General features: G+C 58.9%; 12 protein-coding genes. 4 read left to right on the top strand and 8 right to left on the bottom strand.

From position 1 onward, the window contains the following. Window positions 1-12 precede the first annotated feature (12 nt). On the top strand, window positions 13-1374 hold the full coding sequence (locus N2M06_RS02215) for an aspartate aminotransferase family protein (protein ID WP_317074165.1): 1362 nt from the start codon (window positions 13-15) through the stop codon (window positions 1372-1374). A 10-nt stretch (window positions 1375-1384) separates the two neighbouring features. Then, window positions 1385-2878 (top strand): aldehyde dehydrogenase, encoded by a 1494-nt coding sequence (locus tag N2M06_RS02210; protein ID WP_346351458.1) that lies wholly within the window; start codon window positions 1385-1387, stop codon window positions 2876-2878. Window positions 2879-2940: 62 nt separating this feature from the next. Here the strand turns inward: N2M06_RS02210 and N2M06_RS02205 are convergent, their stop codons facing one another. The 8 genes from N2M06_RS02205 to N2M06_RS02170 form a co-directional block, all read right to left on the bottom strand. Continuing rightward, entirely contained in the window at window positions 2941-3702 is a 762-nt protein-coding gene (locus tag N2M06_RS02205; protein ID WP_346351457.1) for a helix-turn-helix transcriptional regulator, read from the bottom strand. A 94-nt stretch (window positions 3703-3796) separates the two neighbouring features. Then, on the bottom strand, window positions 3797-4903 hold the full coding sequence (locus tag N2M06_RS02200; protein ID WP_346351456.1) for a class II histone deacetylase: 1107 nt from the start codon (window positions 4901-4903) through the stop codon (window positions 3797-3799). Between the two features lie 20 nt (window positions 4904-4923). After that, on the bottom strand, window positions 4924-6363 hold the full coding sequence (locus N2M06_RS02195; RefSeq protein ID WP_317074169.1) for a Na+/H+ antiporter NhaC family protein: 1440 nt from the start codon (window positions 6361-6363) through the stop codon (window positions 4924-4926). A 170-nt stretch (window positions 6364-6533) separates the two neighbouring features. After that, window positions 6534-7109, bottom strand: a complete 576-nt coding sequence (locus N2M06_RS02190; protein WP_019935122.1) for a cupin domain-containing protein — start codon at window positions 7107-7109, stop codon at window positions 6534-6536. 79 nt (window positions 7110-7188) lie between these two features. Beyond that, the gene (locus tag N2M06_RS02185) at window positions 7189-8187 is read right to left on the bottom strand and encodes an ArsA family ATPase (protein ID WP_317074170.1); all 999 of its coding nucleotides are present in this window, start codon (window positions 8185-8187) and stop codon (window positions 7189-7191) included. 99 nt (window positions 8188-8286) lie between these two features. Then, on the bottom strand, window positions 8287-8559 hold the full coding sequence (locus N2M06_RS02180) for a cory-CC-star protein (RefSeq protein ID WP_019935124.1): 273 nt from the start codon (window positions 8557-8559) through the stop codon (window positions 8287-8289). Further along, window positions 8556-10238 (bottom strand): carbon starvation protein A, encoded by a 1683-nt coding sequence (locus N2M06_RS02175; RefSeq protein WP_019935125.1) that lies wholly within the window; start codon window positions 10236-10238, stop codon window positions 8556-8558. The genes N2M06_RS02180 and N2M06_RS02175 overlap by 4 nt, the downstream gene beginning before the upstream one ends. Window positions 10239-10520: 282 nt before the next feature. Next, complete coding sequence (locus N2M06_RS02170) at window positions 10521-10766, bottom strand: DUF2960 family protein (RefSeq protein ID WP_346351455.1); 246 nt, start codon at window positions 10764-10766, stop codon at window positions 10521-10523. 109 nt (window positions 10767-10875) lie between these two features. Between N2M06_RS02170 and N2M06_RS02165 the strand changes: the two genes are divergently transcribed. Both N2M06_RS02165 and N2M06_RS02160 read left to right on the top strand, forming a co-directional pair. Continuing rightward, entirely contained in the window at window positions 10876-12684 is a 1809-nt protein-coding gene (locus N2M06_RS02165) for an ATP-binding protein (RefSeq protein WP_346351454.1), read from the top strand. Beyond that, window positions 12681-14036 carry a sigma-54 dependent transcriptional regulator gene (locus N2M06_RS02160; protein ID WP_346351453.1) on the top strand — a complete coding sequence of 452 codons (1356 nt, stop codon included), beginning with the start codon at window positions 12681-12683 and terminating at the stop codon, window positions 14034-14036. Before N2M06_RS02165 ends, N2M06_RS02160 begins: the two co-directional genes overlap by 4 nt. Window positions 14037-14094: the final 58 nt, after the last annotated feature.

Here is a 14094-nt window from a genome sequence, read left to right as displayed (position 1 = left end):
AAGGACACCATCATGCATCAGTACAACACTCAAGACCTGCGCAAACAGGACGGCCAGCACCACCTGCACCCCTTTACCGACACCAAGGATCTGGGCAGCAACAGCCGCATAATTACCGGTGCTGAAGGCATTTATATTATTGATTCCGAAGGCAACCGTATTCTCGATGCCATGGCCGGCCTGTGGTGCGTGAATCTGGGCTATGGCCGCCAGGAGCTGGTGGACGCCGCCGCCACCCAGATGACCGAGCTGCCCTACTACAACAACTTCTTCAAGACCGCCCACCCGCCGGCGATCAAACTGGCCAAAAAGCTCACCGAGCTGGCCCCCGAGCACATCAACCACGTGTTCTTTACCGGCTCCGGTTCCGAGTCCAACGACACGGTCGTGCGCATGGTGCGCCGCTACTGGCAGCTCAAGGGCCAGCCGGAAAAAACCGTGATCATCGGCCGGCGCAACGGCTACCACGGCTCCACCGTGGCCGGTGCCAGTCTGGGCGGTATGGCCCCCATGCACGAGCAGGGCGGCCCCATGCTGGCGGACGTGGAGCACATCGCTCAGCCCTACTGGTTCGGCGAAGGCCGGGAAATGAGCCCGGAAGCATTCGGCCTGCTGGCGGCGCGGTCGCTGGAGCAGAAGATCAAGGAGCTGGGGGTAGACCGGGTGGCGGCCTTTATTGCCGAGCCGGTGCAGGGTGCCGGCGGCGTGATCATTCCGCCCGAGAGCTACTGGCCAGAAGTGCAGCGTATTTGCGATCACTACGGCATTCTGCTGATCGCCGACGAAGTGATCTGCGGCTTTGGCCGGCTGGGTCAGTGGTTCGGCAGCCAGCATTTCAACATCAAGCCCGATCTTATGCCCATCGCCAAAGGACTGTCTTCCGGCTACCTGCCCATCGGCGGCGTGCTGGTGGGTGATCGGGTGGCCGAAACCCTGATCGAACAGGGCGGTGAGTTCTACCACGGCTTTACCTACTCCGGTCACCCGGCCTGCGCCGCCGTGGCCCTGCGCAACCTGGAGCTGATGGAAGAAGGCGGCGTGCTGGAACACGTACGCGAGGTGGCCGCGCCCTATTTTGCCGAGCGCTGGGCCAGCCTGGCGGATCACCCGCTGGTGGGCGAGGCCCGCAGCCTGGGGTTGCTGGGTGCCCTGGAGCTGGTGGCCGACAAGACCAGCCTGGCGCGCTTTGAACCAGGCATCGGCGGCCGCTGCCGGGACAACTGCTTTAACACCGGCATCGTAATGCGCTCCGTGGGCGAAACCATGGTGGTGTCTCCGCCCCTGGTGATCACCAAGCCCGAAATCGACGAGCTGGTGCGCCTGGCCCGCGAGAGCCTGGACGCCACCGCCCGCCAGCTGGGCATTATGAGCTGAGGAGGCGACCATGACGCAACATTCTCTTGCCCACTGGCAAGCCTTAAGTGAAGGACTGCGGCCCGAGGGCCGCGCCTTTATCAACGGCCGTTACTGCGACGCTATTTCCGGCGAACACTTTGCCAGCCACAACCCCGCCACCGGACAGCCACTGGCCGAGGTGGCCAGCTGCGACGAGCAGGACGCCAACCTGGCGGTGGCCCACGCGCGCACCGCCCTGCCCCACTGGGCCGGCCTGGCCCCGGCCGAGCGCAAGCGCATTCTGCTGCAGTTCGCCAATCTGGTAGAGCAGCACGCCGAGGAGCTGGCGCTGCTGGAAACCCTGGACATGGGCAAGCCCATCTCCAACAGCCTGGAAGTGGACCTGCCCGCGGCAGTGCGCTGCCTCCGCTGGAATGCCGAGGCCATCGACAAGGTATATGGCGAAATCGCCCCCACCGCCGCCAGCAGCCTGGGGCTGGTGACCCGGGAACCCTTGGGGGTGGTGGCCGCCATCGTGCCCTGGAACTTTCCGCTGATGATGGCCTGCTGGAAAATCGCCCCGGCCCTGGCCGCCGGCAATACCGTGATTTTAAAGCCCTCGGAGAAGTCTCCGCTCAGCGCCCTGCGACTGGCGGCCCTGGCCCATGACGCCGGTCTGCCCGCCGGTGTACTGCAGGTGCTGCCCGGCTACGGTCACACCGTGGGCAAGGCCCTGGCCCTGCATATGGACGTGAACGCCCTGGCCTTTACCGGCTCCACCGGCGTGGGCAAGCTGCTGACCCAGTATGCGGGTGAATCCAACATGAAGCGCACCTTTATGGAGTGCGGCGGCAAGAGCGCCAATATCGTGTTTGCCGACGCCGGCAACCTGGATCGCGTGGCGCAACAGGCGGCCCAGGCCATTTTCTACAACCAGGGCGAGGTGTGCATCGCCGGATCCCGGCTGCTGGTGGAAAACGCCATCAAGGACGAGCTGATAGAGCGCATCCTGCACCACGCCGCCGACTGGCAACCCGGCAACCCGTTGGATCCGGCCACCGCCATGGGGGCTATCGTCGATGCCACCCAGCTCGACGGCATTGCCGGCCATGTGGCGGCGGCACACAAACAGGGCGCGCGCCTGCTCACCGGCGGCGAGCCGGTGAGCATCAATGGCGGCCTGTATTTTGCCCCCACCGTATTTGACAAGGTAGACAACGGTATGGCCCTGGCACGGGAAGAAATCTTCGGCCCTGTGCTGGCGGTGATTGGCTTTGACAGTGCCGACGAAGCAGTGGCCATTGCCAACGAATCCCCTTACGGCCTGGCGGCGGCGGTCTGGACCCAAAACCTGGACCGCGCCCTGACCACAGCCCGGCGGCTGGAGTCGGGCCAGGTGTTCGTCAACAACTATGCCGGCGGCGACATGACGGTGCCTTTTGGCGGCTATAAGCAATCCGGCAACGGCCGCGACAAGTCGCTGCACTCCCTGGCCGAATACAGCCAGCTGAAAACCACCTGGATAGAGTTCGGGGCGGGCTGACCGTGACTTGAAGCACCAGCAGACCGAAAAACACCAAGGGCGCCGGAAGGCGCCCTTTCTTTTTACTCCACACCCAGCTGCCGTAAAAACAGCTGAAACAGCTCGGCCTGACTGTTAATGGCGAGCTTGCCATAAATATTCTTGCGGTGATTTTTTACCGTGCCCGGACTGATGCACAGCAGGTCGGCAATAGCCGGGGCACTGTGCCCTTGCAAAAACAGCCGTGCCACCTGCTGCTCACGTTCGCTCAGACGTTCATCCATAAACTCTTCAGAGCCCGCCCCATCGTCACCCGCAGGCTGCCAGTGGTGCTTTTCCAGCAGCGCCTGCAACAGGGGGAACAGGTAGGCCATTTTTTCGCTCAGCAGGCGACCGTCAGGGTGCGGCTGAGGCTGATAAAAGCCAAAGGAAAAAGCCAGGGTGGTATTCGTGTTGGGTGAGAAAAAACACATCAGCTCGTCATGCAGGCCCAGTCCGGTGTAGTAGGTCAGAAAATACTCGCTGCGCCGGAATTCCGAAGGAGCTATGTCATCCAGACGAAATACGCCGGTAGTCGGGTGGTTCAGCCAGTACTGGTAAAAAGGATCGAGCTGATACATGCCGGCACAGTAAGGATGCAGAGTTTTCGCTTCTTGTTGGTGGTTCAGATTATGCAACAGTATTTCGGGGCTGCGCAGGCGGTGAAACCGGCATAGCACCAGATCGATACCGGCAAAATAGCTTTCCAGGCAAGCCTGAAGCTCAGGAAGAAACCCCTTGCAATCAACTTGTGACAACAGTTGCGCCAGGGGTTCAAGAGAAGTGGGTGCAATATCCTTTTGCATGAACGCCATATTCACCGATCAATAAAACGGTGAATAAAATGTAACATTCCAAACAGGCCCTGACCAGTTTTTGCACCAGGTCAGGGCCTGGTCATCATCCGTGAATATCCTGCAATAATGGCTGCAGGCTTTCGATCAGCGCTGCCTGATGAGGCTGCAGCTCCTGCTGGCCCCAACGGGCAATATCCCCTCCCGCCGGATCGGGCACATGAATGTCGCTTCGGCTCAGGGTTTCGATCACCCGGTGGCCACAGAAGGGCACATAGCCTTCCGAATAGCCTCCTTCATGCACCATCACCAGCCGGCCTCGGCACAGGCGATCGGCGGCGGCCATCACCCTGGCGGTGAGCTGGCCAAAGGCATCAGCATTAAGCAGCATGCAGCCGAGCGGATCCATGGCGCTGGCATCAAAGCCACAGGCCACCACGATCAACTCGGGCTGAAAACGATCCAATGCCGGGATCACCAGTTGATCCATGGCCGCCAAATAGGTGCCAATGCCGGATCCGGCCGGCAGCGGTACGTTGAGGTTATAACCAAAGCCGGCCCCACTGCCCCGCTCGTCTGCACTGCCCGAGTCAATGGGATAGTTGTTGTCGTGATGCAGGGAGATGGTCAGCACCTCGGCATCCTCATAAAACGCCTGCTGAGTGCCGTTGCCATGGTGCACATCCCAGTCAATCACCGCGACCCGGCGCACCAGCCCCTTTGCCTGGGCCGCCCGAATAGCGATGGGAATATTGCCCAGCAGGCAAAATCCCATGCCCCGATCCGCTTCAGCGTGATGCCCGGGCGGGCGCGACAGGCAGTAGCCGTTGTCGACTTCGCCCCTGAGCACCGCCGCCACCGTGGCTATGGCCAGGCCGGCCGAGCGGCAGGCAATGGGAAAGGCATCCTGACGAAAGGGCGCATACTGGCCGGCATCACCGAAGCCCTGTTCGCTCATGGCGCTCAGCTCGTCAATGTATCGTCCGGTATGAAAGCGCAGCAAATCTTCCCGGGTGGCCGGCTCGGCGTGCACCGGGGTCAGCTGCTCCAGCAGGCCACTCACCGCCAGCAGGTTGCGCAACCGGCGCTTGGTTTCCGGGTGCTCCGCGGCGGCGGCGGGCTGCACAAAGCCACCGGGGCGATCAAACACCGAGCAGGGGCCAGCATCGTGCCACAGGCAGTGTTCGTGAAAGGCGAATCCGGTTCGTTTCATCTTGTTCTCCTTGTTTCAAATCAGGCCAGCAGCCACAGCACTACCGTGGTGACGGCAGCGGCAATCAGGGTATAGGGCAGCTGGCTGAGGGCATGTTGCATCGGGCTGATGCCGCAGCCGCGGGCGGAGATCACGGTGGAATCCCCAAAAAAGCAGGCATGGCTGCCAAAGGCCCCCGCCGACACCACGGCCCCCAGGGTCAGCGCCATATTGGCGTCCAGAGCCTGCGCCAGGGGGATCATGATGGGAAAGGCGATGGCATACACACCCCAGAAGGAGCCAGTGGCAAAGGTCAGCCCGGCCAGCACCAGAAAGCTCAGCGCCGGCAGCCACTGGGCATTCATATAGGGGGTGATGGTGTCGATCAGATAAGGCGCCAGCCCCAGCTTCTCGTTGACTGCCTGCAGTACAAAGGCCGCAAACACGATGCCCAGCGGCAGCAACATGGTGGCCATGCCCTGAATAATTTCATCAAACAGCCGGGGCAGACTGGCCAGCCCCTGCAGCCGGTACAGCACCAGCGATACCACCAGGGCGCAGCCCACGCCCATCAGCGCATCAATATTGAAATACCAGGTGGCCAGCAGCAGGGTCAGCACCGGCAGCATGAAGTTCACCAGTCGCGGCGGCTGGCGATGGCCCGGCTCGTCCTGTTCGATAGCCTCGCTGTTGCCTGCCAGGCAGTCACGCTCTGCCTGCTTCATGGTGCCAAGCAGCGGCATCACGCCAAAAGCCACCAGGGGCACCAGCAGCAGGGCCACCCAGGGATACACCAGGTAGGGCAACAGGCTCAGGTAATAATTGAAGCCTTGCCCTTCGGGCACCAGGCCATTGGCTTCAATCAGGCCGGCGAGATAAATTACCCAGGTGGAAAACGGGATCAGCAGGCACACCGGTGCCGAAGTGGAGTCCACTACATAGGCCAGCATGTCCCGGGAGATTTTCAGCTTGTCCGACAGCTTGCGCATGGCGGTGCTGACGGTCAGAGCATTGAGGTAGTCATCAATAAAAATGGCAATGCCCAGCAGCCAACTGGCCATCAGGGCATGAGAGCGACGCTTGACGTATTTGCCCAGACTGTCGCTGAAGGCCAGAGTCGCACCGGAAAATTGCAGCAGGGCAATCAGACTACCGAGCAGGCCGCACACCAGAATAAGCCAGCCCATAATGGGCCCCTGCATCACCTCCAGGGTGCTGGCCACAAAGTTGTGCAGCGTCCGCTGTGGCTCCACCAGGGCAAAGCCCGTCAGGGCACCGGCCAGCAGCGGCTCCAGCGTGCGCCGGGTCATCAGCGCCAGCCCCAGCACCACCAGGGTGGGCACCAGGGCAAAGAGCCCGAACTCGCCTTCAGTCTTGCCCGCACCGAGTGCTAACACCAGCAGAAACAGACCGGTCAATATTGCAAGCCTGGTCCAGCCGATGGGCAGTTGCTCCATGCGGGGGGTCAGTATTTTCTCCATAGCCTCTTCCTTGTCTGTCCGTTGACGCTTCATCATAGAGGCAGACGGAAAGTGGCCGACATGTCCCTTAAGGGACATTTGACGTGATCTGAGTCACACCAGAAGTTAACTTTTTATAAACAAAAATAAAACAAATGATGGGGTGGCGAGGGTATTACCCTCGCTAAAACTCAGAAATGCTTGGCCGGAGTGGAGCAACTGACGATACGGCAGGGCTGATCGCTGATATTGCGAAAACGGTGGGGTTGAGTGGTGGAGAAGTAATAGCTGTCGCCGGCCTTCAGCAGCCGGTGCTGAGCACCTATGGTAATTTCGATTTCCCCTTCAATCACCACGCCGGCTTCCTCGCCGTGGTAGGCCATCATGTCGTGGCCGGTGTCCACGCCAGGCGGGTAGGTTTCCACAATAAATGACATGGCCCGGTTCTTGCGGTTATAGCCCACCAGTTTCAAAGACAGATTACCGCTGCCCACGTCCTGCAGCTCGTCGGGACTGAAAAAGATCTGATCGGTGTTTTGCAGATCCAGAGTAAAAAACTCACCCACCGTCATGGGAATGCCGTCGAGGATCTTTTTCAGCGAGCTGACCGACGGGCTGACCTTGCCCTGCTCAATCAGCGACAGGCTGGAGTGGGTCACGCCGGTGCGTTTGGCCAGCTCCCGCTGGGAAATATTGCGCATCAGGCGCACCGCCTTGAGGCGGGTACCCACATCGTTATTGTCGTCGCCCTGCTTCGCCGTTGTCATATTTCTCCGTTCAATATCAGAAAACCCTCGGCCAAATTCTACTCAAGGGAGGATTCGGCTGTAAATTGAATTAAGACACTTACAGCCCGGCCTGCTCCAGCCGGGTGGCCATATCACCCAGGCCGTCCAGCCCCTGAATATCCGTGGGCTGCAGATATAACGGATAGCGATTCAGACCGGCAAAGGTTCGCTCTATCTCAGCCAGATGTGTTTTTTCCTGGCTTCGACGTTGTGCCAGAAAAGCACCGTCAGCTTCATCAGGCAGAATGCGGTTCACCACCAGGCCGGCCAGGGGCAATTTTTCTTCCCGCAGTGCTGTTACCGCCCGTTCGGTTTCCAGTATCGGCAGCTTTTCGGGAGTGAGCACAAACAACAGTGCAGTCTGCTGGCCGTTGGTCAGCAACCGGCGAGTGCGCTGAAACAGCCGCTGACGCGCCAGCAGCGTTTCGGTAATGGATTTGGTGCGTTCGTCCATACCGGCGGTTTCGTGAGCCCGCGGATCGCCAAAAGGGCTGTCCACGTCCTTGCCCGGGGTTAAATGGTCCAGCACCTCGCCCAGTTTTTCCGAGCGCTGGTTGCTTTTGAGCATCCCTTGAGTCCAGGCGGCCATGGCCTCGGGCAAACTGAGCAGGCGCAGGGTGTGGCCGGTGGGTGCCGTATCGAAAATCACCAGGTCGTGGGTCTGCTGACTGTCTTCCATCACTCTGGCCATACGCTCCAGCAGTGCCGCTTCCTGGGCCCCCGGCGATTGGCGGGTAAGGCGCATCTGTCGCTCCACCTCGCCGTACATCTCGGGCCGGGTAAAGCGTTTAAGCTGCGCCAGCACCCGGGCCAGGTGCTGCTCCACTTCATGATCCGGATCCAACTCCAGAGCGTCTAGATTGGGGGCCAGCCGGGTAATGGTATCGCCAATTTCCCGGCCAAAGGCATCGGCCAGGCTGTGAGCGGGATCGGTGGACACCAGCAGGCAGCGCTTTCCCCGGCGGGCCGCCAATAGTGCCAGGGACGACGACACAGTGGTCTTGCCCACGCCGCCCTTGCCGCCCACCAGCAACACCCGCTTGTCGGTCAGTAACATGTAATCTCTCCAGACAATAAAGCCGGCATCAAAGCCGGCCCGTTGTGCGAAATGTTGGGATTCGTAAAACGCATCCCAACGCAACTTTATTCGCAGAACTCAGCAGCAGCGAAAGTGATCCAGCGGCGAGTGCTCCATGCCCATGCGCTGGTGCCAGTCGTGAAACCGCTCCAGCAGCAGGGGCTGCAGTTCCAGGGTGTAATAGGAGGCCGGATTCGGCACGCCCATCATCTCCGAGAATACCAGCAGCATAAAGAGATCGTCTTCCTCGCGCCGGGCCCGGGCAATGGCCGCCCGGTAGGGCGCGTTATAGACTTCTTCCGCATACCGGCTGGCCTTGTCTATCCAGGCCAGCACCCGCTTGATTTTCACGACTTGTTCTCGGCGCTTTCAGCTTTGCCACTGCGCAGCTTGTTCAGGGTAGAGCCACACTCCAGCGCCACCAGAATGGCCGCCGCCAGCACTACCAGATCAAGAGTAAACAGGAACCAGTTGGCCTGTGCATAGAAGTCCTTAAGCTGGATCAACAGTGCCAGAACTGTCATTACCAGCAGGAACAGCAGCGGGATCAGGGTCACATACATGGGCCGGCCCAGACGCGCCAGCATCACAGTGATCACCAGCAGGGTCAGACCCGCCAGCAGCTGGTTGGTGGTGCCGAACAACGGCCAGATCAGCAAGCCGCCGGAGCCGTCGCCACCGGAGCCAAAGGCCAGCAACAGGCAGGAAGCTACCGCCAACAGGGTGGCCGGGGCCGCTTTCTGCATCCAGTTGATGTTATAGATGCTGCCCCACTCCTGGAAAATATAGCGCTGCAGCCGCAGGCCGGTGTCCATGGTGGTGCCGGCAAACAACACCGCCATTACCGTGAGAATGGTTTGCGACAGCTCGATGTCAAAGCCCAGGCCATTGCTCAGAATATTGGCTCCGCCCTGCACAAAAGCGGCCACCCCGCCCTGACCAAAGCCGCTGTACACGGCCTGCCAGTCGGCGAGCGTCGCAAAACCGGCGGTGGCGGCAATGATCGCGGCCAGTGCCAGGCATCCTTCACCGATAGCGCCGAAATAGCCCACAAAGCGCAGGTCGGTTTCCTTGTCGAGCTGTTTGGAGGTGGTGCCGGACGACACCAGACCATGAAAGCCGGAGATAGCACCACAGGCAATGGTCACAAACAACAGTGGCAGCAGCGAGGGCGTGCCTTCCGGCACATTGTCATTAAAGGCCGGGGCCACCACATCCGGAGCCGACAGCAATACGGCACCATAAAGCAGACCCAGGCCCACAAACAGCTGCAGACCGTTAATGTAGTCGCGGGGTTGCAGCAGCATCCATACCGGCAGCAACGAGGCAATGGCGGCATACACAAACAGCAGAATAATCCACTGAGCCTTGTCGGTCAGGCCCATAAACATCTCGGGCAGCGCCAGCGGCATGGAAGGCCCTACCCAGATCAGGGCATAAAGCGCAATCACGCCCACAATGGAAACAGTGATCAGACCAATCATTTTGCGGTAAATAAGCTGACCGATAATCAGTGCCACCACAATGGCCCCCCATACCGGCACCACAGAGGTCTGGAACTTGGTCAGCAGACCGGCGATCACCACCGCAAATACGGCGTTAACCATCAACAGCACCAGGAAGATGACGATCATAAAGATGCTGCGGGCGCGCTTGCCCACCACATCACCGGTGAGCGCGCCCACCGATTTGGCCTTGTTGCGGTTACTGGCCCAGATAGCCCCCGCATCGTGCACGCCGGCAAAAAAGATGGTACCAAACACCACCCACAAAAAGGCCGGCACCCAGCCCCAGATCACCGCAATAGCCGGCCCCACTATGGGTGCCGCCCCAGCTACCGAGGTGAAATGGTGACCCCAAAGCACAAATTTGTTGGTGGGCACATAATCTATGCCGTCCTCAAACTCGTGCGCCGGCGTCCGAAAGCCGGGATCCAGCCGAAATATTTTTTCGGCCACAAACTTCGAATACACAAAATAGCCGAGCGCCATGGCACCCAGCCCAACCAACATCAGGAATATGGCATTCATTGCACCGCTCTCCCGTAACGAATTTTCCCTGTTATTATCCGTAGTGCGGATCATCAGATCCGGCACTCCTAAAGGCTACAATAGAAAGGAAAAACCGCTCAGAATCAACATGCTAGCTATAAATTCAAATGGCACTCAATTAAGTGGCAGCGGTATATACAAGGTGAGCTCATTACAAACAAATCAACCACTTGGAAATATGGAAATCAAGCAGTTATAAACACTAAAAAATAACAAAAAATAAGAATAATAAATAAATCGATTCCAAGGGCAGACGCAAACTTATTCGTCTTTAAAGATCGTGACCTGAGTCACACCCAGCTTACGAAAATATTCTTCCCGGAACTCCTTCATGGTCTTTCTGTTGTTGCGGCTGATATTGGCCAGCTGATCTTCCATGCAGCGAAACTCTGCCAGATCCAGCCCTTCAGCGGTGGCAATGGCATCGTAGATGCTGTGGTGCTTGTCATTGGCATAGCCAATTTCTTTTTGTTGTTTGCGATAGTGATAACGAATGCGAAAAGCCATAATGAAAAACTCCGTAAAAACGTCATTGTCGCTGCAAAGTGCCTGTGCACTCAAGAGTGCGGGAGCCATCACGCCAATTTACCGCCGTAACGCGCATAATACGCCCATCATGAGACGGAACTCCTTTGCCCTTTTTCTGCTGCTGTTGTTTGGCACCCTGCTGGTTAGCACAGCGTTGTTCTGGCACACCCGGGAGCAGGGGCTGGCAGATATTCGCCAGCATGCGCAAGTAAGCCTGGGCCGCTACATTACCAACCTGCGTCATCAGCTGGCACGCCATCAGGACTTGCCCCGGCTGCTGGCCGATCAGCATCAGCTCAAGGCGCTGCTGAACGATCCCGATAACCCGCAAAAAACCGATGAGGCTAACCGCTATCTGGCCCGGGTTAATGCCACCATGGGTGCCACCGACAGTTATCTTATCAACAGCAACGGCATGACTCTGGCCGCCAGCAACTGGGATCAGGCCGCGCCCTTTGTGGGGAACGACTACAGCTTTCGCCCCTATTTTCAGCAGGCCATGGAGGGAGGGCTGGGCCGCTATTTTGCCCTTGGCAATACTTCCCGGGTGCGAGGATATTTCTTTTCCGCGCCGGTGCGCCAGCAGGGACAGATTATTGGCGTGACCGTGGTCAAGGTAGATCTGGAAGACATAGAAGGCAGCTGGAACGACCCGCTGCAGGACATTCTGGTCATGGACGAAGACGGCGTTATTTTTATCTCCACCCGCCACCAGTGGCGCTTTCGTCTGTTGCCCAAACCCGGCCTGCTCACGCCGGATCCGCAGCTGCTCAGCCGTATTGAAGGCAGCCGCCGTTATGAAAGAGTACAGCTGCAGCCGCTGCCCCTGCAGCAAAGAGACACCACACCAAGAGGCAATCAGCTGCTGACCATGAAAAGCGAGGAAGCCAGCGGCCATTATCTGCTGGTGAGCGAACTGCTGCCGGATGTGGGCATGCGGGTTGCCATTCTGGCCAATCTCAAGCCACTTAGAGAGCGCATAGCCCGCACTCTGGTTGCCGGACTTGGTACTTTCTGGACACTGGCGGCGCTGCTGTTATTTTTGCGGGCCCGGCATCGCATGAAGGTGCGCCATCAGCGGGAGCTGCAACAAGCTCATGAAGCCCTGGAGCGCAGGGTAGAGCAGCGCACTCATCAGCTCACCGACAGCAACCGGCGGCTGAAGCAGGAAGTAGAGCAACACCGGCAAACCCAGAGTCAGCTGATCCAGGCTGCCAAAATGGCGGTGCTGGGGCAATTATCTGCCGGCATTAATCATGAGCTGAACCAGCCACTCACCGCCATTCGCCAGTTTGCCGATAATGGCCGCAAGCTGCTGAAGCGAGGCCGCACCGAGGCGGTAGCCGGCAATCTGGAAGAAATTGGCGGCCTGGCAAATCGTATGGCCGCCATTTTGCAGCCGCTGCGTGAGTTTGCCCGCCAGCATCATGCCGGCAACACCCATACTACCCTGGCCCAGCTGCGCCGGGGCGTAATGGTCTTGATGGGAGCCGAGCTGGAAAAGCACAAGGCAAGGCTGTACTGGCCTGATGAACAGGACAATCTTGCAGTAGCGGGGGATCAGGGCCGGCTGGAGCAGGTGCTGGTTAATTTGATTGGCAATGCACTGCAGGCCATGACCGAAACGTCGTTACCACGTATTGATATTCATGTTCAGGCCAGTACTGCTCAGGTTACTCTTGCCCTGCGCGATCATGGTCCCGGCCTGAGCGAACAGGCGCTGGCCCATATTTTTGAGCCTTTCTTTACTACCAAATCCACCGGTCTCGGGCTGGGGCTGTCCATCTCTCACCGCATAGTAGAAAGTCTGAACGGTGAACTGATCGCTGCCAACCATCCTGACGGGGGTGCCGTCTTTACCCTGGTACTGAACCGCATGCATAAGGAGCCCGCATGACTTCGCCCCATATTTTGCTGATTGATGACGATGCTGCCATTTTGCGCTCCGCCAGCCAGACCCTGGAGCTGGAAGACTACCGGGTCTGTACCCTGGACAGGGCCGACAAGGCGCTGCCGCTGCTCAATGAAGATTTTGCCGGCATCGTGATTACCGATATCAACATGCCGGGCACCACCGGACTGGAACTGCTGGCCAGAATAAAAACCATTGATTCAAATATTCCGGTCATTCTTATTACCGGCTTTGGCGATATTTCCATGGCGGTCAGTGCCATTCGTAACGGCGCTTACGACTTTATTGAAAAGCCATTTTCATCAGATCTGCTGCTTGATGTGGTGCACAGGGCTCTGGAAAAGCGTGCCCTTACTCTGGATAACCGCCGCCTGCGCCAGGAGCTGCAGGCTCAGAGCGCTCCCGGCCCGCGTATTCTGGGCAGCTCACCGGCAGTGCAGGACCTGCGCCGGCTGGTACAAAGCGTGGCGTCCAGCCCGGCGGATATTCTGCTGATGGGGGAAACCGGCTCGGGCAAGGATCTGCTGGCCCGCTACATTCACGAACACAGCCCGCGCCGGAACAAAAACTTTGTTGCCATCAACTGCGGCGGCATGCCGGAAAACCTGATTGAGTCTGAACTGTTTGGTCATGAAAAAGGGGCCTTTACCGATGCTAAAGAGAGGCGCATCGGCAAGCTGGAACATGCCCATGGCGGTACTCTGTTTCTGGATGAAATAGAAAGCATGCCCATGAGCCTGCAAATCAAACTGCTGCGGGTACTGGAAGAGCGTGCCATTGAACGGCTGGGTTCGAACCGGCTGATCCCGCTGGATATTCGTATTATTGCCGCCACCAAGGCTAATTTGCGCGCCCTGGCCGATGCCGGTGATTTTCGTGAAGATCTCTATTACCGGCTGAATGTGGTGCGCATCGACATTCCGCCGCTGCGCGCCCGCCCCGACGATATTCCGCTGTTGTTTCAGCATTTTGCGCTGCTGGCATCCGCTCAGTTTGAACGGGAAATACCGCCGTTATCAGCCCCGCAGCTGCAGCAGCTGCTGAGCCATTCCTGGCCGGGCAATGTGCGGGAGCTGCGCAATCTGGCGGAGCGCTATGTGCTGCTGGGCGAGGCCTGCTCCTTTGACCTGAGTGAACACAGCCAGACCGAGACGCCTGCCAGCGGGCAGGGGCTGGCCGCCCGGGTGGATCAGTTTGAGAAAACCCTGATTCAATCCGAGCTGGCCCGCCACGGCGGCTCCATCAAGCACACTCAGGAAAGCCTGCAACTGCCCCGTAAAACCCTGTACGACAAAATGAAAAAACACGGCCTGGACAAGAACGACTACAAGGGCTGAACGCTTGTCGTTTGCCATGCCGTGCACACACGTCGGCAATCGCGCTATCGCTTCGCAT

The sequence above is a fragment of the Oceanimonas sp. AH20CE76 genome, from assembly GCF_039654065.1.
In the GTDB taxonomy this organism is placed as follows: Bacteria; Pseudomonadota; Gammaproteobacteria; order Enterobacterales; family Aeromonadaceae; genus Oceanimonas; species Oceanimonas smirnovii.
The sequence above is the reverse complement of the archived record's forward strand: the minus strand, read 5'-3'. Positions and strand labels throughout refer to the sequence as shown.

Coding starts and splice junctions, on each gene's coding strand:
- N2M06_RS02160 (WP_346351453.1), top strand. CDS start 12,681: ATGACTTCGCCCCATATTTTGCTGATTGATGACGATGCTGCCATTTTG.
- N2M06_RS02170 (WP_346351455.1), bottom strand. CDS start 10,766: ATGGCTTTTCGCATTCGTTATCACTATCGCAAACAACAAAAAGAAATT.
- N2M06_RS02175 (WP_019935125.1), bottom strand. CDS start 10,238: ATGAATGCCATATTCCTGATGTTGGTTGGGCTGGGTGCCATGGCGCTC.
- N2M06_RS02210 (WP_346351458.1), top strand. CDS start 1,385: ATGACGCAACATTCTCTTGCCCACTGGCAAGCCTTAAGTGAAGGACTG.
- N2M06_RS02185 (WP_317074170.1), bottom strand. CDS start 8,187: ATGTTACTGACCGACAAGCGGGTGTTGCTGGTGGGCGGCAAGGGCGGC.
- N2M06_RS02205 (WP_346351457.1), bottom strand. CDS start 3,702: ATGCAAAAGGATATTGCACCCACTTCTCTTGAACCCCTGGCGCAACTG.
- N2M06_RS02215 (WP_317074165.1), top strand. CDS start 13: ATGCATCAGTACAACACTCAAGACCTGCGCAAACAGGACGGCCAGCAC.
- N2M06_RS02200 (WP_346351456.1), bottom strand. CDS start 4,903: ATGAAACGAACCGGATTCGCCTTTCACGAACACTGCCTGTGGCACGAT.
- N2M06_RS02190 (WP_019935122.1), bottom strand. CDS start 7,109: ATGACAACGGCGAAGCAGGGCGACGACAATAACGATGTGGGTACCCGC.
- N2M06_RS02195 (WP_317074169.1), bottom strand. CDS start 6,363: ATGGAGAAAATACTGACCCCCCGCATGGAGCAACTGCCCATCGGCTGG.
- N2M06_RS02165 (WP_346351454.1), top strand. CDS start 10,876: ATGAGACGGAACTCCTTTGCCCTTTTTCTGCTGCTGTTGTTTGGCACC.